General features: G+C 67.4%; 19 protein-coding genes and 2 tRNA genes. 4 read left to right on the plus strand and 17 right to left on the minus strand.

The annotated features are described in order from the left end of the window. Nucleotides 1-11: 11 nt before the first annotated feature. The 16 genes from BLT78_RS12365 to aspS form a co-directional block, all read right to left on the minus strand. Nucleotides 12-86 (minus strand) — tRNA-Lys (locus BLT78_RS12365). Between the two features lie 71 nt (nt 87-157). Continuing rightward, nucleotides 158-232 (minus strand) — tRNA-Lys (locus BLT78_RS12370). A 56-nt stretch (nt 233-288) separates the two neighbouring features. Beyond that, nucleotides 289-963: a 7-cyano-7-deazaguanine synthase QueC gene (gene queC, locus BLT78_RS12375; protein WP_090349263.1), complete on the minus strand. Its 675-nt coding sequence runs from the start codon at nt 961-963 to the stop codon at nt 289-291. A 2-nt stretch (nt 964-965) separates the two neighbouring features. Further along, a complete protein-coding gene (gene queE, locus BLT78_RS12380) occupies nt 966-1,613 on the minus strand; it encodes a 7-carboxy-7-deazaguanine synthase QueE (protein WP_090349264.1) in 648 nt (215 codons plus the stop codon). Between the two features lie 122 nt (nt 1,614-1,735). Next, entirely contained in the window at nt 1,736-2,536 is an 801-nt protein-coding gene (ybgF, locus tag BLT78_RS12385) for a tol-pal system protein YbgF (protein ID WP_090349265.1), read from the minus strand. 6 nt (nt 2,537-2,542) lie between these two features. Beyond that, nucleotides 2,543-3,043 (minus strand): peptidoglycan-associated lipoprotein Pal, encoded by a 501-nt coding sequence (gene pal, locus BLT78_RS12390; RefSeq protein WP_090349266.1) that lies wholly within the window; start codon nt 3,041-3,043, stop codon nt 2,543-2,545. A 59-nt stretch (nt 3,044-3,102) separates the two neighbouring features. Beyond that, nucleotides 3,103-4,401: a Tol-Pal system beta propeller repeat protein TolB gene (gene tolB / locus BLT78_RS12395; RefSeq protein ID WP_090349267.1), complete on the minus strand. Its 1,299-nt coding sequence runs from the start codon at nt 4,399-4,401 to the stop codon at nt 3,103-3,105. Further along, nucleotides 4,398-5,429, minus strand: coding sequence for a cell envelope integrity protein TolA (tolA, locus tag BLT78_RS12400; RefSeq protein ID WP_090349268.1), 1,032 nt, complete (start codon nt 5,427-5,429; stop codon nt 4,398-4,400). Before tolA ends, tolB begins: the two co-directional genes overlap by 4 nt. Beyond that, nucleotides 5,426-5,878: a protein TolR gene (gene tolR, locus BLT78_RS12405; protein ID WP_090349269.1), complete on the minus strand. Its 453-nt coding sequence runs from the start codon at nt 5,876-5,878 to the stop codon at nt 5,426-5,428. Before tolR ends, tolA begins: the two co-directional genes overlap by 4 nt. A gap of 60 nt (nt 5,879-5,938) precedes the next feature. Then, nucleotides 5,939-6,634 carry a protein TolQ gene (tolQ, locus tag BLT78_RS12410; protein ID WP_090349270.1) on the minus strand — a complete coding sequence of 232 codons (696 nt, stop codon included), beginning with the start codon at nt 6,632-6,634 and terminating at the stop codon, nt 5,939-5,941. Nucleotides 6,635-6,636: 2 nt separating this feature from the next. Then, on the minus strand, nt 6,637-7,080 hold the full coding sequence (gene ybgC, locus BLT78_RS12415; protein WP_090349271.1) for a tol-pal system-associated acyl-CoA thioesterase: 444 nt from the start codon (nt 7,078-7,080) through the stop codon (nt 6,637-6,639). 52 nt (nt 7,081-7,132) lie between these two features. Next, nucleotides 7,133-8,182: a Holliday junction branch migration DNA helicase RuvB gene (gene ruvB, locus BLT78_RS12420; protein WP_090349272.1), complete on the minus strand. Its 1,050-nt coding sequence runs from the start codon at nt 8,180-8,182 to the stop codon at nt 7,133-7,135. An 18-nt stretch (nt 8,183-8,200) separates the two neighbouring features. Continuing rightward, complete coding sequence (gene ruvA / locus BLT78_RS12425) at nt 8,201-8,806, minus strand: Holliday junction branch migration protein RuvA (RefSeq protein ID WP_090349273.1); 606 nt, start codon at nt 8,804-8,806, stop codon at nt 8,201-8,203. Between the two features lie 17 nt (nt 8,807-8,823). Continuing rightward, nucleotides 8,824-9,348, minus strand: a complete 525-nt coding sequence (gene ruvC / locus BLT78_RS12430) for a crossover junction endodeoxyribonuclease RuvC (protein ID WP_090349274.1) — start codon at nt 9,346-9,348, stop codon at nt 8,824-8,826. Nucleotides 9,349-9,561: 213 nt separating this feature from the next. Then, on the minus strand, nt 9,562-10,311 hold the full coding sequence (locus tag BLT78_RS12435; protein ID WP_090349275.1) for a YebC/PmpR family DNA-binding transcriptional regulator: 750 nt from the start codon (nt 10,309-10,311) through the stop codon (nt 9,562-9,564). A 90-nt stretch (nt 10,312-10,401) separates the two neighbouring features. Beyond that, entirely contained in the window at nt 10,402-12,177 is a 1,776-nt protein-coding gene (aspS, locus tag BLT78_RS12440) for an aspartate--tRNA ligase (protein WP_090349276.1), read from the minus strand. A 386-nt stretch (nt 12,178-12,563) separates the two neighbouring features. On the opposite strand from aspS, the gene BLT78_RS12445 reads away from it, so the two are divergent. The 4 genes from BLT78_RS12445 to BLT78_RS12460 all read left to right on the plus strand — a co-directional run bounded on the left by BLT78_RS12445 (nt 12,564) and on the right by BLT78_RS12460 (nt 17,760). Next, the gene (locus BLT78_RS12445; RefSeq protein ID WP_090349277.1) at nt 12,564-13,682 is read left to right on the plus strand and encodes an aromatic ring-hydroxylating oxygenase subunit alpha; all 1,119 of its coding nucleotides are present in this window, start codon (nt 12,564-12,566) and stop codon (nt 13,680-13,682) included. A gap of 52 nt (nt 13,683-13,734) precedes the next feature. Further along, the gene (locus tag BLT78_RS12450; RefSeq protein ID WP_090349278.1) at nt 13,735-15,183 is read left to right on the plus strand and encodes an NAD-dependent succinate-semialdehyde dehydrogenase; all 1,449 of its coding nucleotides are present in this window, start codon (nt 13,735-13,737) and stop codon (nt 15,181-15,183) included. Between the two features lie 29 nt (nt 15,184-15,212). Then, entirely contained in the window at nt 15,213-16,178 is a 966-nt protein-coding gene (locus tag BLT78_RS12455; RefSeq protein ID WP_090349279.1) for a PDR/VanB family oxidoreductase, read from the plus strand. Between the two features lie 211 nt (nt 16,179-16,389). Beyond that, nucleotides 16,390-17,760: a PAS domain S-box protein gene (locus BLT78_RS12460; protein WP_090349280.1), complete on the plus strand. Its 1,371-nt coding sequence runs from the start codon at nt 16,390-16,392 to the stop codon at nt 17,758-17,760. 67 nt (nt 17,761-17,827) lie between these two features. On the opposite strand, the gene BLT78_RS12465 is transcribed toward BLT78_RS12460, so the two are convergent. Continuing rightward, on the minus strand, nt 17,828-19,486 hold the full coding sequence (locus BLT78_RS12465) for a BCCT family transporter (RefSeq protein WP_090349281.1): 1,659 nt from the start codon (nt 19,484-19,486) through the stop codon (nt 17,828-17,830). Nucleotide 19,487: the final 1 nt, after the last annotated feature.

The raw sequence follows: 19,487 nt of genomic DNA on the forward strand, positions 1-19,487 counted from the left end.
GGCGGGGAAAGTGGTGGGTCGTGTAGGGGTCGAACCTACGACCAATTGGTTAAAAGCCAACTGCTCTACCACTGAGCTAACGACCCGGTGAAATCTGTATCTTAGTACTTCACCCCGAGATGGCAAGCTTGCCGCTCTCTCGAGGCTTTTGAAAAAGTGGTGGGTCGTGTAGGGGTCGAACCTACGACCAATTGGTTAAAAGCCAACTGCTCTACCACTGAGCTAACGACCCAACGCCTGCGCATCATACTGATTTAATTCGGAATTTCAACTTTTTCCGAAAAAAATTCAGGAATAGCGCGTCGGGTCCTCCACACCAGCGGCGCGAAAGCCCTCGGCGCGCAGGCGGCAGCTGTCGCAGCGGCCGCAGGCACGGCCCTCGCCGTCCGCCTGATAGCAGGACACTGTCAGGGCGAAATCCACGCCGCGGTCGATGCCCGCCCGGATGATCTCGGCCTTGGACAGATACTGCAGCGGCGCCCGGATGCGAAAACCCTCACCCTCGACACCAGCCCTGGTCGCCAGGTTGGCCAGGCGCTCGAAGGCATCGATGAACTCCGGACGGCAGTCGGGATAGCCCGAGTAGTCGACCGCGTTGACGCCGATGAAGATGTCGCTGGCACCCAGGACCTCGGCCCAGCCCAGCGCCAGGGAGAGGAACAGGGTGTTGCGCGCCGGCACGTAGGTCACCGGGATGCCCTCGCCCGGGGTCTCCGGCACCGCGATGCTGCTGTCGGTCAGGGCCGAGCCGCCGATGCCGTTGAGGTCGATACCGACCACCTTGTGCTCGACCGCGCCCAGCTGGCGCGCCACCCGCTCGGCGGCCTGCAACTCGGCGCGATGGCGCTGGCCGTAGTCGAAGCTCATGGTGTAGCAGGCGTAGCCCTCGGCGCGCGCCATCGCCAGCACGGTGGCGGAGTCGAGGCCGCCGGAAAGGAGGATGACCGCTTTCTTGTCGCTCATGTTCAGTGCCCCGGCTCGTCGTTCCACAGGTACTTGTGCAGCTGCAGCTGCAGGCGCACCGGCAGGTTGTCGGCGATGATCCACTCGGCCAGGGTGCGCGGCTGCAGCTGGTGATGGCTGGGCGACAGCAGCACCTCGCCAGCGCGCTGGTCGAGACGGTACTCGATGAGCTTGGACACCGCCCAGTCGTAGTCCTCGCGCGAGCAGATGACGAACTTGACCTGGTCGTTGCCGGTCAGCTCGGCCATGTTCTCGTAGCGGTTGCGACCGACCTCGCCCGAGCCCGGGGTCTTCAGATCGACCACCCGGCTGACCCGGGTGTCCACCGGGGCGATGTCCAGCGCGCCGCTGGTCTCCAGCGACACCTCGTAGCCGGCATCGCACAGCGCTTCAAGCAGCGGGATGCAGTTGGGCTGCGCCAGCGGCTCGCCGCCGGTCACGCAGACATGCCGCGGCCGGTAGTCGGCCACCCGGGCGAGGATCGCCTCGAGGGTCATGATCTCGCCGCCGCTGAAGGCGTAGGCGGTATCGCAGTAGTCACAGCGCAGGGGACAGCCGGTCAGGCGCACGAACACGGTCGGCAGGCCGACGGTGCGCGCTTCCCCCTGCAGGGAAAAGAAGATTTCGGTGATTCGCAGAGTCTGGTTCATAAGCCACGGGCGTGATAGCGAAACAGGCTATCCGCCTCCGTTGCAGAAAGTGGAAAAAGGCTGGCGAGTTTAACGAAAAAACCCGCGGCGGGCGCGGGTTCCTTCGTGACCGGCCGGACGACTCAGGGCAGGCGGGCCAGATCGCGCTGGGCCAGCTGAGCGGCCGAAGTACCGGGGTACTGGGCGATCACCTGCTGGAGGATGCCCTTGGCCTTGGCCGTATTGCCGAGACGCTGCTCGACGTCGGCGAGCTTGTACAGCGAGTCGGCGACCTTCTGGTGCTGCGGGTAGCTCTGGCTGACCTGGGCGAAGGCGCGGCCGGCGCCCTGCAGATCACCCTGGGCGAGCTTGACCTCGCCCAGCCAGTACTGGGCATTGCCGGAATACTGGCTGTTCGGATACTTGCGCAGGAATGCGCTGAAGGCCTGGTCGGCCTTGACGAAATCCTTCGCCTTGATCAGGTCGAAGGCGGCGTCGTAGAACAGCTTCTCCTTGGCCGGATCGCCAGACGCGCCGTTGGCGGCAGGCGCGGGCGCGGAGGCCGGGGCTTGCGCGGCACGGCTCGGTGCAGCGGCGGGCGCCAGTGGTGCCGGTGCCTGGGCGGCGGAGGAGAGACGGCTGTCCAGATCCTGGTAACGCTCGAGACTCTGCTGCTTGAGCTGCTGGATCTCGTACTGCTGCTCTTCGAGCGTGCCACGCAGGCGGGCGACCTCTTCCTGCAGCTGCTGCAGCTGCAGGAAGAGCTCCGCCTGGGGCGAGGCGGGCGCGGCCGTGGTGGCCACGCCGCCGGCGTAGACAGCTCCCGTCGCCCCGTAACCGGACGGCGGATAACCGCTGCTACCTTCCATGACGGGCACCTGGGCCCAGGTCGAAAGCGGCGCGGCCAAGGCCAGCAGGGTCAGGAGACGGGGGTGCCTGCGCATGACGTCTTACTTCTTCAGCTCGACGCGACGGTTCTGGGCCCAGCTCTCTTCGCTGCTGCCCATGGCCACCGGACGCTCTTCACCGTAGGACACCAGCTCCAGCTGAGCCGGGGACACGCCCTGCAGGACCAGGTAGCGCTGCACGGCCTTGGCACGACGCTCGCCCAGAGCCATGTTGTACTCGCGGGTGCCGCGCTCGTCAGCGTGGCCTTCCAGGACGACGCGAGCGCCGTTGGCCTGCAGGTCGCGAGCGTGAACGTCCAGAGCGCGCATGGCTTCCGGCTTCAGGTCGGAGCTGTCGTACTCGAAGTAGAAGGTGGTGATGGCGCGCAGAGCGGCTTCTTCGCTGCCCAGGCTACCGTCGACGGCACCGGCGTTGGCACCGTAGCCAGCGTTCGGGTCAACAGCACCTTCACCAGCGGCGTCGCCGCCCTTGGACGAACAACCCACTGCAACAGCCATGGCCAGAGCCAGAGCGGCGAACTTGCCGAATTTCAGCATTTCCATCGTATTACTCCTAAAACCCCATAGGTAAGATCAAACACACAACAAAAGCGAGGCCGCCCTCAGTTCAGATAGGGGGACCAGGAAGGCTCGCGAATTTCGCCCTGGGCTGCGGGAATCGGGAGGCGCACGCGTCCGTTGGTGGACACGAGCATCAGCACGCCCCGACCCTGCTGACGGGTGGCGTAGATTAGCATGGTGCCATTGGGCGCGACAGTGGGCGACTCGTCCAGACTGGTTTCCGAAAGCACGCGCAGGTTGCCGCGCTGCAGGTCCTGGGCGGCCACCTTGAACACGGTGAAACCTTCCTGACGGTGCACCATCACCAGGGTCTTCTCGTCGGCGGAGAGTTTCGGGTTGGCGTTGTAGTTGCCGACGAAGGTGACCCGCTCGGCGGCACCGGAGGCGATGTTGGTCTTGTAGATCTGCGGCTTGCCGCCACGATCGGAGGTGAAGTAGATGGTCTGGCCATCCTTGCCCCAGAACGGTTCGGTGTCGATCGCCGGATTGTTGGTCACGCGGCGCACCTGGCGGCTGCCCATGTCCATCACGTAGATCTCCGGATTGCCGTCGCGCGACAGGGTGAAGGCCAGGCGGTTGCCGTCCGGCGACCAGGCCGGGGCACCGTTGAGACCTTCGAAGTTGGTGACCTGCTCGCGGCGGCCGGTGTCGATGTGCTGCACGAAGATGCGCGGGCGCTGCTGCTCGAAGGACACGTAGGCGATGCGGCGGCCGTCCGGCGCGTAGCTCGGCGAAACGATCGGCTCGCGCGACTGCAGCAGGGTCACCGCGCGGGCGCCATCGTAGTCGGCGCGCTGCAGGGTGTAGCGGGTGTTGTTGACCGAGAAGCGCTCGGCGGTGACGAACAGCAGCTTGGTGGAGAAGGCACCCTTGATGCCGGTGAGCTTCTCGAACGCCTGGTCGGCGATGTAGTGCGCCATGTCACGCAGCTGCGCGGTGCTGCCGCCGACGCTGCCGGCGAGCATCTGCTGCTCGGTGGTGACGTTGAACAGCGCGTACTGGATCTGCAGCCCGGCACCGCCCGGCACCATGCTGCCGGTCAGCACGTACTGTGCGCCCAGGGCCTTCCAGTCGCGGTAGATCACCTCGCTGGCCTGGCTCGGCAGGCTGATCATGTTCTGCCGCGGGATCGGCTCGAAGTAGCCGGAATTGCGCAGGTCCTTGCCGATGATGTCGGCCATGTCCTCGGGCAGCACGGCGCCCCCCTGCCAGCCGAACGGCACCACGGCGATCGGGATCGCGCGGTCGGTGCCGCTGGAGATGACCAGCGGGTCGGCCGCCTTCGCCACCCCGGCGAGCAGGGCCAGGCCCAGCAGGGCCACGCGGATCAGGATGTTCACAGGCTCAAGTCCTCCGGTTTGAAGATCACGCGACGCTGACGGTACAGCTTGTCGAAGGTCGCTCGGTCCAGTTGCTGCATTTCCGGTATGCGGCCGACGTTGCGCACCGCGGCTACCGCCGAATTGTCGAAGGCCGGGTCGCCGCTGGAGCGGCTGACGCTGGCGTTGCTGATGGTGCCGTCCGGCAGCATCTGGATCAGCACCTCGACGCTCATGCCGTTGCGCGCCGACGGCGGCCGGCGCCACTGCTGGCTGACCAGGCTGATGATCAGGTCGTCGAGGTTGCCGGCGACCTGATCGCCGACCGTATCGGCCAGGGCCTGCTGGTGCTGCACGTCGTCGGCGAGCAGCTCGGCCAGCGCGGCGGCCTTCTTGTCCTCCTGCGCCTTGCGGGCGTTATCGGCGGCGGCCTTTTTCTTCGCCTCCTCGGCGGCAGCCTTCTTCTTGGCCTCCTCGGCCGCTTTCTTCTTCGCCAGTTCTTCGGCGGCTTTCTTCTTCGCCGCCTCGGCCGCGGCCTTCTTCTTGGCTTCCTCTTCGGCAGCCTTCTTCTTCGCCGCCTCTTCGGCCGCTTTCTTCTTGGCGATGTCGGCCTGCTGCTTCTGCTCGGCGGCCTTCTTCTCGGCCTCCGCCTTGGCCTTGGCGGCCGCGGCTTCCTTCTGCTTCTGCGCTTCGGCGGCCTTGGCCTGCTCTGCCTTTCGAGCTTCTTCGGCCTTCTTTTGTTCCGCCGCCTTGGCCGCCGCGATCTTCTGCTGCTCGACCTTCTTCTGCTCCATCTGCTCGGTTTCGTACTGCGGAGCGGCGGTCTTCTTGGCCTCGCCGGCGATGCGCTGGTTGGTCTGCACCGTCGCCTGGCTCTGCGACTTCAGCTGGTAGAGGGTCGCCTGCACGATCGGCCGCGAAGGCGGCAACTCGGGAGTCATGGCGAAGCTGACGAACAGCGTGGCGAAGATCAGGACGTGCAGAGCCACGGCCCAGATGGTCGGCCAGAAATAGCTTTCCGAGGAGGAGCGCTCGTGCTGCTGCATCAGGGCGCCTCGGTAATCAGCCCGACGTTGCCCACGCCGGCCTGCTGCAGGCCGCCCATGGCGGCCATCACGGCGCCGTAGTCCACTGCCTTGTCGCCGCGCACGAACACCTGGATCTGCTTACCCTGGCTGCGTCCCTGGTTCATGATCGCGGTGACCGCGCGGGTCATTTCCTCGAGGGTCAGCGCCTGGTCCTGCACGGTATCGACGTCGACCTCGCTGCCCATGTTCCAGTAGTAGGTCTTGTCGGCCTTGATCGAGATGGTCAGCACCTGGGCGTTGTTGTCCTGCGGCAGCGCCTCGCTGCTCACCTTGGGCAGGTCGACCTTGACCCCCTGGTTGAGCATCGGCGCGGTCACCATGAAGATCACCAGCAGCACCAGCATGACGTCGATGTAGGGCACGACGTTCATCTCGGCGACCGGCTTGCGTCTGTTGCGAATTCTGGCCATGTCTTGATTCGAACCTGTCGGAAAAGCGGGTCCGGCGGCGCCGCGCCGCCGGGGACGGCATCAATCGTCGCTGGTGTGCACCTTGCGGTGCAGGATGGCCTGGAACTCGTCGGCGAAGGTGTAGTAGCGGCCGATCAGCATCTCGCCGCGGGCGGAGAAGCGGTTGTAGGCGATCACCGCGGGAATCGCGGCGAACAGGCCGATGGCGGTGGCGATCAGCGCCTCGGCGATGCCCGGCGCCACGGTGGCCAGGGTCGCCTGCTGCACCTGGGCCAGGCCGCGGAACGAGTTCATGATGCCCCACACGGTGCCGAACAGGCCGATGTACGGACTGGTCGAGCCGACGGTGGCGAGGAACGGCAGGCTCTGCTCGAGCTTCTCCTCCTCGCGCGAGATGGCCACGCGCATGGCGCGGTTGACACCGTCCATCACCGCATCCGGGTCGACGCCCGGCTGCTGACGCAGACGGGAGAACTCCTTGAACCCGGCGCGGAAGATCTGCTCGACGCCGGAATCCGGATCGGGGTTGCTGCCGGCCTGGCGGTACAGCTTGGACAGGTCGATGCCCGACCAGAAGCGCTCCTCGAAGCCATCCAGCCCCTTCTTGGCCGCGCGCAGCAGATTGCTGCGCTGGAAAATCATGATCCACGAAGTGACCGAAGCGGCGACCAGAATCAGCATGACCAGTTGCACCACGAAACTGGCATTGCTGATCAGGCTCCACATGGACATATGGTCAACGGCGTTGGCTTCCACGCTTACTCTCCTGCAGGGATTTGTCCCGCGCCAGCGAAGGCTGCGCGCAGCGCTTCGGGCATGGCCCGGGGTTTGAAACTGTCGGCGCGCACACAGGCCACCGTGATCCGTCCTTCGCACAGCGGTGCGTCGTCTTCGAGTCGGCGAACCTGCTGGCGAAACACCAGACTGGCCCGGTTGAGCTCCTCGACTTCGGCGCTGACCACCAGTTCGTCGTCGAGCCGCGCCGGCGCCAGATAGCGCGCCTCGGCCGAATGCACGACGAACAGCAGGCCCTCCTCCGCCAGTTGCGACTGGGCGAAGCCCAGTGCACGCAACCGCTCGGTGCGGGCCCGCTCCATGAACTTGAGGTAGTTGACGTAATAGACTACGCCACCGGCATCGGTGTCCTCGTAATAGACCCGACAGCGGTGGGTGAACGGCTGGCTCTTGTTTTGCGCGCGCATACTCTAGTCCCGGCTCCCCCAATTGCCAACGGCCGTGGCAACTATTTTTCCGTCATTCATCGGCGCCCGACAGCCCCGCCGCCGCGGTGTCGCCCAGCCGCCCCGGCACGTCGAGGCCGAAGTGCAGGTAGGCATGCCGGGTCACCACCCGTCCGCGCGGCGTGCGCATGATGTAGCCCTGCTGGATCAGGTAGGGCTCCAGCACGTCCTCGATGGTATGGCGCTCCTCGCCGATGGCCGCCGACAGGTTGTCGACGCCGACCGGGCCGCCGTCGAACTTGTCGATCATGGTCAGCAGCAGGCGGCGATCCTGATGGTCGAAGCCGTGAGCGTCTATGTCCAGCATGTCCAGCGCCCGGTCGGCGATCGCCCGGCTGATCGCGCCCTGGCCGCGCACCTCGGCGAAGTCGCGCACCCGGCGCAGCAGGCGATTGGCGATGCGCGGCGTGCCGCGCGCGCGGCGGGCGATCTCGTAGGCACCCTCGGCGTCGATCGGCAGGCCGAGAATGGCCGCCGAGCGAGCGACGATGGTCGCCAGATCGGCAATGCTGTAGAACTCCAGACGCTGGACGATACCGAAGCGGTCACGCAGCGGATTGGTCAGCATGCCGGCGCGGGTGGTGGCGCCGATCAGGGTGAAGGGCGGCAGGTCGAGCTTGATCGAACGCGCCGCCGGACCCTCGCCGATCATGATGTCGAGCTGGTAGTCCTCCATCGCCGGATAGAGCACCTCCTCGACCACCGGCGACAGACGGTGGATCTCGTCGACGAACAGCACGTCGCCCGGCTCCAGGTTGGTCAGCAGCGCGGCCAGATCGCCCGGCCGCTCCAGCACCGGCCCCGAGGTGCTCTTGATCGACACGCCCATTTCCTGGGCGATGATGTTGGCCAGGGTGGTCTTGCCGAGACCGGGCGGGCCGAAGATCAGCGTGTGGTCGAGCGCCTCGCTGCGCCCGCGGGCGGCCTGGATGAACAGTTCCATCTGCTCGCGCACCACCGGCTGGCCGATGTACTCGGCCAGCTTGAGCGGGCGGATGGCGCGGTCCTGCTGCTCCTCGCGCTCGCGCGGGCTGGCGGTGACCAGGCGGTCGGCTTCAATCATCGGGCATCATCCACGGGTTCAGGCCATGCTCTTCAGGGCACGGCGGATCAGTTCTTCGCTGCTCAGACCGTCCTCGTCCGCCAGATTGACGGCGCGACTGGCTTCCGCCGGCTTGAAGCCCAGCGCCACCAGGGCGCTGACCGCATCGCTCTGTGCGCTTGAGACTGTTGCCGCGCGCGCAGGTTCCACCACCAGCGGGGCGATGGTCGGCATCGCCTCCCAGACCTGGAAGCGGTCCTTGAGCTCGACCAGCAGGCGCTCGGCGGTCTTCTTGCCGACCCCCGGCACCCGGGTCAGCGCCTTGGTATCGCCGGCCTGCACGCAGCGTACCAGCTCGTCCACCTCCAGCCCGGACATCAGCGCCAGGGCCAGCTTGGGACCGACACCATTGAGGCGGATCAGCTCGCGGAACAGCTCGCGCTCGCGCTTCTCGGCGAAGCCGTAGAGCAGGTGGGCATCCTCGCGCACCACCAGGTGGGTGTGCAGGGTCACCGGCTCGCCGACGGCGGGCAGACGATACAGGGTGGTCATCGGCACCTCCAGTTCGTAGCCGACCCCGCCGGCATCGACCAGCAGGTGCGGCGGCTGCTTCTCCGCCAGGGTACCGCGCAAACGTCCGATCAAGATTGGTAGTCCTCAGGTTACAAGCGCAAGCGTCCGCCGCGCCGGCGAGCGCTGCCCAGGCCGTGGGGCAGCAGGCTCTGGCGGTGGTGGGCGTGACAGAGGGCGATGGCCAGGGCGTCGGAGGCGTCGATCTGCGGCTTCTGCAACAGGCCGAGCAGGTGCATGACCATCAGCTGCACCTGCTGCTTGTCGGCACTGCCGGTGCCGACCACGGCCTGCTTGACCTGGCTGGCGGTGTACTCGGCCACGCTCAGACCCTCCTCCACCGCCGCGACTATCGCCGCGCCGCGCGCCTGGCCGAGCTTCAGCGCCGAGTCGGCGTTGCGCGCCATGAACACCTGCTCGATGCCGAGCATCACCGGACCGTGCTGGCGGATCACCTCGCGCACGCCGCGGTAGACCTTCTGCAGGCGCTCGGGCAGCGGGCCGTCACCGGTGCGGATGCAGCCGGAGGCGACGTACTCGCAGCCGCGCCCGGTGTCGCGCACCACGCCGTAGCCGGTGATGCGCGAACCGGGGTCGATGCCGAGGATCAGGGTCATGCGGGGCTCATCCGAACGTGTCCGACGGCGCGGCCGGCGGCCTCACTGTCTATTTATCCAGCCGCGAGTATAGGCCGGGCGCCCCGCCCCGTCACGCGCGGACGGACGGGGCGCCGCCGGAGCATGACGCCGCGCGCAAAACCCGGCGCCGGAAAAAACGAAGCCGGAAGAGGTCGCCCTCTTCCGGCTGTCGACGACAGGTAAACGCCGGGCTCAGCCCAGCTGTTCCATGATCTCGTCGGGGATCTCGGCGTTGTGGTAGACGTTCTGCACGTCGTCGAGGTCTTCCAGCATGTCGATCAGCTTGAGCACCTTCTGCGCGGTCTCCAGATCGGCGACCGGCGCGGTGATCGACGGGATCATCGCCACCTCGGCCTCGTCGCCCTTGAAGCCGGCGGCGGTCAGCGCCTCGTTGACCGACAGGAAGTCGGCGAAGCTGGTGTAGACCTCGACCGAACCGTCCTCCTCGGCGACCACGTCGTCGGCGCCGGCCTCCAGCGCCGCCTCCATCAGGGCGTCCTCGTCGACGCCCGGGGCGAAGCTGATCTGGCCCTTGCGGTCGAACATGTAGGCCACCGAGCCGTCGGTGCCGAGGTTGCCGCCGCACTTGCTGAAGGCATGGCGCACTTCGGCCGCGGTGCGGTTGCGGTTGTCGGTCATCGCCTCGATGATGATCGCCACGCCACTCGGCGCGTAGCCCTCGTAGCTCAGCTCGACCATGTTGTCGGCTTCGTTGGTGCCGGCACCGCGGGCGATGGCGCGCTCGATGACGTCACGCGACATGTTGGCAGTCAGGGCCTTGTCCACCGCCAGACGCAGGCGCGGGTTGTCAGCCGGGTTGCCGCCACCGTGCTTGGCCGCGACGGTCAGTTCGCGGATCAGCTTGGTGAAGATCTTGCCGCGCTTGGCGTCCTGACGTTCCTTGCGGTGCTTGATGTTGGCCCATTTGGAATGACCTGCCATGACTCTCTCCGTCGTGTTACTGGTGGATCTGGTACTTTTGCCGCGCCGAAACTGAAAGAGCCTGGCATGACCAGGCTCCTTGGCGGCGGCTTATTCGGCCTTGGGCTGCTCGCGCAGGCGGATGTTCAGTTCGCGCAGCTGCTTTGCATCGACCACGCCCGGCGCCTGGGTCATCACGCAGGCGGCGCTCTGGGTCTTCGGGAAGGCGATCACTTCGCGGATCGAGCTGGCGCCGGTCATCAGCATCACCAGGCGATCCAGACCGAAGGCCAGACCACCGTGCGGCGGCGCACCGAACTTCAGGGCGTCGAGCAGGAAGCCGAACTTCTCCTGCTGCTCCTCCTCGCTGATGCCGAGCACGCGGAACACCGCCTGCTGCATTTCCTTGCTGTGGATACGGATCGAGCCACCGCCCAGCTCGGTACCGTTGAGCACCATGTCGTAGGCGCGCGACAGCGCGGCGCCCGGATTGGCGAGCAGTTCTTCCGGCGAGCACTTCGGCGCGGTGAACGGGTGGTGCATGGCGGTCAGGCTGCCGTCGTCGTTCTCCTCGAACATCGGGAAGTCGACCACCCACAGCGGGGCCCATTCGCAGGTCAGCAGGTTGAGATCGTGACCCAGCTTGACGCGCAGGGCGCCGAGGGCTTCGGAAACGATCTTGGCCTTGTCGGCGCCGAAGAACACGATGTCGCCATCGACCGCGCCGACGCGATCCAGAATGACGTTGATGTTGTCCAGCGGGATGTTCTTGACGATCGGCGACTGCAGCCCCTCGACGCCCTTGGCGCGCTCGTTGACCTTGATGTAGGCCAGGCCCTTGGCGCCGTAGATGCCGACGAACTTGGTGTAGTCGTCGATCTGCTTGCGCGGCATGCTCGCGCCGCCCGGCACGCGCAGGGCGGTGACGCGGCACTTGGGATCGTTGGCCGGGCCGGCGAACACCTTGAACTCGACATCCTTGAGCTGGTCCTCGACGTCCACCAGTTCCAGCGGGATGCGCAGATCCGGCTTGTCCGAGCCGTAGCGGCGCATGGCTTCGGCCAGGGTCATGTGCGGCAGCTCGCCGAACTCGACGTCCAGCACTTCCTTGAACAGGTTGCGGATCATGGTCTCGGTCAGACCCATGATGTCCTGCTCGTCGAGGAAGCTGGTCTCGATGTCGATCTGGGTGAATTCCGGCTGACGGTCGGCGCGCAGGTCCTCGTCGCGGAAGCACTTGGCGATCTGGTAGTAGCGGTCGAAGCCGGCGACCATCAAGAGCTGCTTGAACAGCTGCGGCGACTGCGGCAGGGCGAAGAAGCTGCCAGCGTGGGTGCGGCTCGGCACCAGGTAGTCGCGCGCGCCTTCCGGGGTGGCGCGGGTGAGGATCGGCGTCTCGACGTCGAGGAAGCCGTTGTCGTCCAGGTAGCGGCGGATGCTGCTGGTGATGCGCGAGCGCAGCTTCAGCTTGGCGGCCATCTCCGGGCGGCGCAGGTCGATGAAGCGGTAGCGCAGGCGGGTCTCCTCGCCGACGTCACTGTACTCGTCCAGCGGGAACGGCGGAGTTTCGGCCTGGTTCAGCACTTCCAGCTCGTAGCCGAGCACCTCGATGGCGCCGGACGCCATGTTCGGGTTGCGGGCGCCTTCCGGACGCAGGCGCACCTTGCCGGTGATCTTCACCACGTACTCGCTGCGCACGCGGTCGGCCTTGGCGAAGGTCTCGGCGCGATCCGGATCGAACACCACCTGGGCCAGGCCCTCGCGGTCGCGGATGTCGAGGAAGATCACGCCACCGTGGTCGCGACGGCGATGGACCCAGCCGCACAGGGTGACTTCCTGGCCGTCCAGGCTTTCGTTGAGTTGGCCGCAATAGTGGCTGCGCATCATGGTCGGTTCGCTTCTCGAAGGTCGGTCTTGAAATCCTGACGGCGGTCGCCGCGTGCTTGCCGCACGCCGGCCTGCCGCGGACGGCGCCACCCGCTGCGGGCGCACGCACGTCGTGCCGTGATAAAGGGCCGGGATTATAGCCTGAAAAATCCACCCGGCGCAGCGCCCGTCCCGGCGCCGGCTTGCCGCCCCGCTCGCCGCTGACGGCCCACGCTGCCAGGCTTGCCGCCGGCCCGCACACCGTCCGTCCACCGGTGGCGACCAGGCCGGCGCAGCTGTTGCACAGCAGGGCGCGCTCATGCACAATGTAAACCATAGGTTTATGTAAACCTTTAGTTAACAGTGTGGTAACCCAACAATAACAGCGCTGTGCTGAGGAGATAACGATGAACGACTATGCCAAGCTGCCGGCCGACTTCTGCGCCAACCCCGACGAGGCCTACACCCTCCCGGCGTCCTACTACACCTCCTCGGCGGTCTACGCGGCGGAAAAGGAAAACATCTTCGCCAAAAGCTGGATCTGCGTCGGCCACCGCAGCGAGGTCGCCGAGAACAACGCCTACATCACCCGCGAGGTGATCGGCGAGAGCATCATCGTCGTGCGCGGTCGCGACGGCGTGCTGCGCGCCTTCTACAACGTCTGCCCGCACCGCGGCCACCAGCTGCTCAGCGGCGAGGGCAAGGCCAAGAACGTGATCACCTGCCCGTACCACGCCTGGACCTTCAAGCTCGACGGCGAGCTGGCCCACGCGCGCAACTGCGAGGCGGTGAGCAATTTCGACAAGGACAACTCCAGCTTGGTGTCCCTGCGCGTCGAGGAGTACGCCGGCTTCATCTTCATCAACATGGACAACGACGCCGGCAGCGTCGAGGAGCAGTTGCCAGGCTTCCAGCAGCGCCTGCGCGAGGCCTGCGCGGTGATCGACGACCTGCAGCTGGGCGCGCGCTTCGTCACCGAGACCCCGGCCAACTGGAAGTCGATCGTCGACAACTACCTGGAGTGCTACCACTGCGGCCCGGCCCACCCGGACTTCGCCGCCTCGGTGATGGTCGACCAGTACTGGCACAGCCTGCACGGCAACTGGACCCTGCAGTTCGGCCACGCCAAGCCGTCCGAGCAGTCGTTCAAGTTCGACCCGGAACAGGGCGGCGCCTGCTTCCACGGCTTCTGGGCCTGGCCGTGCACCATGTTCAACGTGCCGCCGGGCGCCAACTTCATGACCGTGATCTACGAGTTCCCGGTCAGCGCCGAAGTGACCCTGCAGCACTACGACATCTATTTCCTCAACAAGGAGCTGACCGAGGAGCAGCGCAAGCTGATCGACTGGTACCGCGACGTGTTCCGCCCCGAGGACCTGCGCCTGGTCGAGAGCGTGCAGAAGGGCCTCAAGTCGCGCGGCTACCGCGGTCAGGGCCGGATCATGACCGACAGCCAGCGCAGCGGCATCAGCGAGCACGGCATCGCGCACTTCCACAACCTGATCGCCCGCCAGCACCAGGCATGAGCCCGACGCGGCCGGCCAGCGCCGGCCGCCCCTGATTCAGTGGAGATACGCGATGAACCTGAAAGACCCCAGCCTGCTGCGCCAGCAGTGCCTGATCGACGGCGCCTGGCATGACGCCGACGCGCGCGGCCTGGTCGCGGTGACGGATCCGGCCACCGGCGCGCAGATCGCCGCGGTGCCGGCGATGGGCGCGGCCGAGACCCGCCGCGCCATCGAGGCCGCCGACCAGGCCCTGCCGGCCTGGCGCGCGCTGACCGCCAAGGAGCGCGCCGCCGTGCTGCGCCGCTGGTTCGAGCTGATGCTCGAGCACGAGGACGACCTCGCCGCGCTGATGACCCTCGAGCAGGGCAAGCCGCTGGCCGAGGCGCGCGCCGAGATCCGCTACGCCGCCTCCTTCGTCGAGTGGTTCGCCGAGGAAGGCAAGCGCATCTACGGCGACGTGATCCCCTCGCCCAGCGCCGACAAGCGCCTGCTGGTGATCAAGCAGCCGATCGGCGTGTGCGCCGCCATCACCCCGTGGAACTTCCCGGCGGCGATGATCACCCGCAAGGCCGCGCCGGCGCTGGCCGCCGGCTGCACCATGGTGGTCAAGCCGGCCAACGAGACGCCGCTGTCGGCGCTGGCGCTGGCCGAACTGGCGCAGCGCGCCGGCCTGCCCGCCGGCGTGCTCAACGTGGTCACCGGCCATGCCCAGGCGATCGGCGCCGAGCTGACCGGCCACCCGCAGGTGCGCAAGCTGACCTTCACCGGCTCCACCCCGGTCGGCAAGCTGCTGATGGCGCAGTGCGCCGAGACGATCAAGAAGGTCTCGCTGGAACTCGGCGGCAACGCGCCGTTCATCGTCTTCGACGACGCCGACCTCGACGCCGCGGTGGAAGGCGCCATCGTGGCCAAGTACCGCAACGCCGGACAGACCTGCGTGTGCGTCAACCGCCTGTTCGTCCACGAACGGGTCTACGAGCGCTTCCTCGCCGCCTTCGCCGCCCGCGTGCGCGATCTGCGAGTCGGCAACGGCTTCGCTGCCGACACGCAGATCGGCCCGCTGATCAGCGACAAGGCGGTCGGCAAGGTGCGCGAGCTGATCGGCGACGCCCTGGCCAAGGGCGCGCGGCTGGTCGAGGGCGGCCAGCCGCACGCCGCCGGCCCGCTGTTCTTCCAGCCGACCATCCTCGCCGACGTCGTCCCGGGCATGCAGCTGCTCGACGAGGAGATCTTCGGCCCGGTGACCCCGGTGGTGCGCTTCTCCAGCGACGCGGAAGTGGTGCGTCTGGCCAACGACACGCCGTACGGCCTGGCCGCCTACTTCTACAGCCGCGACGTCGGCCGCGTCTGGCGCATCGCCGAGCAGCTCGAGTACGGCATGGTCGGCGTCAACACCGGCCTGATCTCCAACGAGGTCGCCCCGTTCGGCGGGGTCAAGGAATCCGGGCTTGGCCGCGAGGGATCGAAGTACGGCATCGAGGATTACCTCGAGATGAAATACCTGTGCCTGGCGGTTTGACGGGCCCCTGAGATGCCGAGGTAGCAGCAATGTCCAGCAAATACGAAATGCTCAAGGTGCGGGTCACCGCCATCGAACAGGCCACCCCGCTGATCAAGCGCTTCACCCTGAGCGCCTGCGACGGCAGCGAGCTGCCCGCCTTCAGCGGCGGCAGCCACGTCATCGTGCGCATGCAGGAAGGCGAGCAGACCTACAGCAACGCCTACTCGCTGATGAGCGACCCGCGCGACCGCCGCAGCTACCAGCTCGGCGTGCGCCGCGAGGAGCAGTCCAAGGGCGGTTCGGCGTTTCTCCACGAGCAGGTCGAGGTGGGCAGCGAGCTGACCATCTCCACGCCGAACAACCTGTTCGCCCTCGACCCGGCGGCCGGGCATCACGTGCTGATCGCCGGCGGCATCGGCATCACCCCGTTCATGTCGCAGCTGCACGACCTGCGCGCCAGCGGCGCCTCCTTCGAGCTGCACTACGCCTGCCGCAGCCCGGAGCACACCGCGTTCCAGGGCGAGGTGTGCGACCTCGCCGGCGGCCACGCGCACTTCTACGCCGACAGCCTCGGCCAGCGTCTCGACCTCGCGGCGCTGGTCGCCGGCCTGGCCGCCGACGCCCACCTCTATGTCTGCGGCCCGCGGCCGCTGATCGAGGCGGTGCTCGACAGCGCCCGGCAGGCCGGCGTCGAGGAGGCGCGGGTGCACTGGGAACAGTTCGCCGCCGCGCCGGCCAGTGGAGCTGCCTTCACCGTGGTGCTGGCGCGCTCGGGGGTCGAGCTCCAGGTCGAGGAGAACGGCAGCATCCTCAAGGCCATCGAGCAGGCCAACGCGGCGCGCGTCGAGTGCCTGTGCCGCGAGGGTGTGTGCGGCACCTGCGAGACCGCCATCCTCGAGGGCGAGGCCGAGCACCACGACCAGTACCTCAGCGACGCCGAGAAGGCGGCGCAGAAGAGTCTGATGATCTGCGTGTCGCGCGCCCGCACGCCGCGCCTGGTGCTGGATCTGTAAGGCTGCCCGGGTGGCGCCGTCCGGCGTCGCCCGTCCCCCCCCGGGGCCGCTCCGGCGGCCCCCCCTTCCCCGCCGGACGCCCTGTGTATAATCGCCGCCCACAGGCTCCCCGTCCCACCCCGCGTTCCATGCCGTGTCGACGCCCGCCCGGGAGCACCGACCATGACCGCGCCGCCCGCAGCCGGCCGCGCGCCCAGCCCAAGGTTGTTCGATGGACGCCAACAGCTTCGCCTTCCGTCTCAAGGAACTGCTCGAGCACAAGAAACTGACCCTGCAGGCGGTCGCCAACCAGCTCGGTATCTCGCGTACCGCCGTGCACAAGTGGACCCGCGGCGGCGAGATCGACGACGACAACCTGCGCCGCCTGGCCGCCTTCCTGCAGGTCAACTGGATCTGGCTGCGCTACGGCGAGCAGGCCCAGCAGGACGCGCAGAACGCCGAGGCGGTGGTGCTGCCGATGACCGACGTGCGGCGCAAGTACACCGCGGAAATCATGGAGAGCGAGGCGCGCATGAAGCTCGCCCAGGAGAACGCGCGCATCGTCACCTGGGAGTGGAACCTGATCACCGACGAGGTGACCTACTCGAGCAACGTCGAGCAGGTGTACGGCTGGCACGTGTCGCGCAACGACGAGTTCTGGCCGCACGTCATCGCCGAGGACGCCGCCAACCTGCGCGCGGTCAGCGAGCGTTCGATCGCCACCGGCACCCCCTACGAGACCGACTTCCGCATCGTCACCCCCAGCGGCGAGATCCGCTGGATCGCCTCGCGCGCTACGCCGCTGCAGGACAGCGCCGGGCGCACGGTGAAGATGATCGGCATCAGCATGGACAACAGCGCGCGCAAGAGCGCCGAAGAGAGGCTGCGCGCCAGCGAGGAGCGCTTTCGCGCGATCTTCGAGCAGGCCTGCGGCGCCATGGCCTACGTCAGCCTCGACGGCCGCTGGCTGAAGATCAACCAGAGCCTGTGCCAGCTGCTCGGCTACTCGGCCGACGAGCTCGGCGGGCTGAGCATCCAGGCGCTGACCCACCCGGACGATCTGGACGGCAACCTCGAGCTGCTCGAGCGCCTCAAGGCCGGCGAGATCGCCATGTACGCACTGGACAAGCGCCTGCGCCACCGCGACGGCCACTACCTGTGGGTGCGGGTGAAGACCTCGCTGCAGCGCAGCGCCCAGGACGGCAGCCCCGAACAGCTGATCGCCCTGATCGAGGACATCGGCGCCGAGCGCGCCGAGCGCCAGGGCCTGCAGGCCCGCGCGCGCCTGCTGGAGCGCCTGTGCCGCAGCGAGGACAGCGGCGAGTGGCGCTTCGAGCGCGACAGCGGCCGCCTGCACTGCGATGCCACCTGCGCCCGCCTGCTCGGCCGGCGCAGCGCCGCCCGGCTGGACAACCTGGCCGCCCTGCTGCTGCAGCTGCAGGAACAGGACGCCGCGCAGCTGGAAGCCCTGGTGCGCGACGCCGGCAAGGGCTTCGCTCTCGCCTGCCATCTGGAGGACGGCGCCGGCCGCGTCGAGTTCCTCGCCGAGCCGCAGGATGACGGCCGGCAGCTGGTCGGCCTGCTGCGCCCGCTGCGGGACTGAAGGACAGCCACACCACCAAGCACAACGGGAGCCCTCGGGCTCCCGTTGTGCTTCAACGCGGCACGGTTCAGCGCAGGGCCGGCACCGGCTGCACCACCAGGCCCGCATCCGGCTCGGGCGCGACCAGCGGAGCGGTGCGCTGGCGTACCACCTGCACCACGCCCCCCACCTCGCCCAGGCTGACCACGCTGGGCGCCAGGCTGTCGCCGAAGTCTTCGCGCGCCCAGCGCACCAGCGACATGCCCATGATCAGCAGCACCGGCAGCATCGGCAGGGCCACCAGCAGGGTGGAGATCTGCACCGCCTTGAGGCCGCCCACCGACAGCAGGCCGACACCGACGAAGGCCAGCAGCACCGCCCACAGCACGCGGTTGTAGCGCGCCGGCTCCTCGTAGCCGGACAGCTCGCGGGTGCACACCGAAGCCAGGGTGTAAGCCGCCGAGTCGACGGTGGTGGCGAGGAACACGAAGCACAGCAGGGTGAACAGCGGGATGATCACCTCCGACAGCGGCAGGGTCTTCAGCACGGCCACCACGGTGGCCGGAATGCCGCTGGAGTTGAGCACCTCGCGCAGGGCGGCGGCCTCGTTCAGCTCCAGATGGATGGCATAGCCGCCCCAGATGGCGAAGAACACCCAGCAGCCGATGCTGCCCCACAGCACACCGTTGAGCACCAGCTCGCGGATGGTGCGCCCGCGCGAGATGCGCGCGACGAACAGCCCCATCATCGGCGCATAGGCGACCCACCAGGCCCAGTAGAACACCGTCCAGCTCTCCGGGAAGCCGCCCTTGGCCACCGGGTCGGTCCAGGTGTTGATGCGGAAGAAGTTGTCGGCGAACAGGCCCATGCTGTTGGTCCACAGCTTGAACAGGTAGGCGGTCGGACCGACCAGCAGCACCAGCGCCAGCATCAGCAGGGCGAGCACCGCGTTGACGTTGGACAGGGTCTGGATGCCCTTGCTCAGGCCGTTCCACACGCTCCAGGCGATCATCGCCGTCCACAGCACCAGGATGCCCATCTGCAGCAGGAAGGTATCCTCGAGGCCGAACATCTCCTGGAACAGGGTGGACACCAGCGGCACCGACAGCCCCAGCGAGGTGCCGACCGCACCGATGATCGAGAACATCACGATCACGTCGATCAGCTTGCCGACCCAGCCGTCGATACGGTTGCCCAGCACGCCGCGGCAGGCGTCGGACAGGCGCAGCGTCTTGCCCTTGCGCACATAGAGGAAATAGGCGATCGGCAGCGCCGGCAGCAGGTAGATCGCCCAGGGCACCACGCCCCAGTGGAACATCGGATACATCGCCGCCCACTCGGCGGCCTGGGTGGTGCCCTTGGCGATGCCCAGCGGCGGACCGTCGAGCATGTACAGCGGCTCGACGAAGGCCCAGTTGCAGATGGAAATGCCGATGCCGGCGCAGAACAGCATGGTCAGCCAGGCCGGCTTGCTGAACTCCGGCTGCTCGTCGGCGGAACCGAGCTTGATGCGCCCGAGCGGGCCGTAGGCCAGCCAGAGCATGAACACGAAGCTGGTGATGCCGGTCAGCAGCAGCAGCCAGCCGAAGCTGCCCGTCACCCAGGCGAACAGGTCATTGACGATAGCCTTGCCGGCCTCGGGGAACAGGATCAGCGGGATGCTGGTCAGCAGGATCGCGGCGACCGAGGGCCAGAAGATCGCCGGCTCGATCACCTTGCGGGTGGACGTCAGGTTGTTGGAACTCATC

This window comes from Pseudomonas oryzae (assembly GCF_900104805.1).
Taxonomy (GTDB): domain Bacteria; phylum Pseudomonadota; class Gammaproteobacteria; order Pseudomonadales; family Pseudomonadaceae; genus Geopseudomonas; species Geopseudomonas oryzae.

What these genes read in the sequence shown, in the direction of transcription:
- BLT78_RS12435 (WP_090349275.1), bottom strand. Translation starts at nt 10,311, where the DNA reads ATGGCAGGTCATTCCAAATGGGCCAACATCAAGCACCGCAAGGAACGT.
- BLT78_RS12460 (WP_090349280.1), top strand. Translation starts at nt 16,390, where the DNA reads ATGGACGCCAACAGCTTCGCCTTCCGTCTCAAGGAACTGCTCGAGCAC.
- BLT78_RS12450 (WP_090349278.1), top strand. Translation starts at nt 13,735, where the DNA reads ATGAACCTGAAAGACCCCAGCCTGCTGCGCCAGCAGTGCCTGATCGAC.
- ybgF (WP_090349265.1), bottom strand. Translation starts at nt 2,536, where the DNA reads ATGCGCAGGCACCCCCGTCTCCTGACCCTGCTGGCCTTGGCCGCGCCG.
- pal (WP_090349266.1), bottom strand. Translation starts at nt 3,043, where the DNA reads ATGGAAATGCTGAAATTCGGCAAGTTCGCCGCTCTGGCTCTGGCCATG.
- BLT78_RS12455 (WP_090349279.1), top strand. Translation starts at nt 15,213, where the DNA reads ATGTCCAGCAAATACGAAATGCTCAAGGTGCGGGTCACCGCCATCGAA.
- tolR (WP_090349269.1), bottom strand. Translation starts at nt 5,878, where the DNA reads ATGGCCAGAATTCGCAACAGACGCAAGCCGGTCGCCGAGATGAACGTC.
- ruvC (WP_090349274.1), bottom strand. Translation starts at nt 9,348, where the DNA reads ATGACCCTGATCCTCGGCATCGACCCCGGTTCGCGCATCACCGGCTAC.
- queE (WP_090349264.1), bottom strand. Translation starts at nt 1,613, where the DNA reads ATGAACCAGACTCTGCGAATCACCGAAATCTTCTTTTCCCTGCAGGGG.
- ruvB (WP_090349272.1), bottom strand. Translation starts at nt 8,182, where the DNA reads ATGATTGAAGCCGACCGCCTGGTCACCGCCAGCCCGCGCGAGCGCGAG.
- aspS (WP_090349276.1), bottom strand. Translation starts at nt 12,177, where the DNA reads ATGATGCGCAGCCACTATTGCGGCCAACTCAACGAAAGCCTGGACGGC.
- BLT78_RS12445 (WP_090349277.1), top strand. Translation starts at nt 12,564, where the DNA reads ATGAACGACTATGCCAAGCTGCCGGCCGACTTCTGCGCCAACCCCGAC.
- BLT78_RS12465 (WP_090349281.1), bottom strand. Translation starts at nt 19,486, where the DNA reads ATGAGTTCCAACAACCTGACGTCCACCCGCAAGGTGATCGAGCCGGCG.
- queC (WP_090349263.1), bottom strand. Translation starts at nt 963, where the DNA reads ATGAGCGACAAGAAAGCGGTCATCCTCCTTTCCGGCGGCCTCGACTCC.
- ybgC (WP_090349271.1), bottom strand. Translation starts at nt 7,080, where the DNA reads ATGCGCGCGCAAAACAAGAGCCAGCCGTTCACCCACCGCTGTCGGGTC.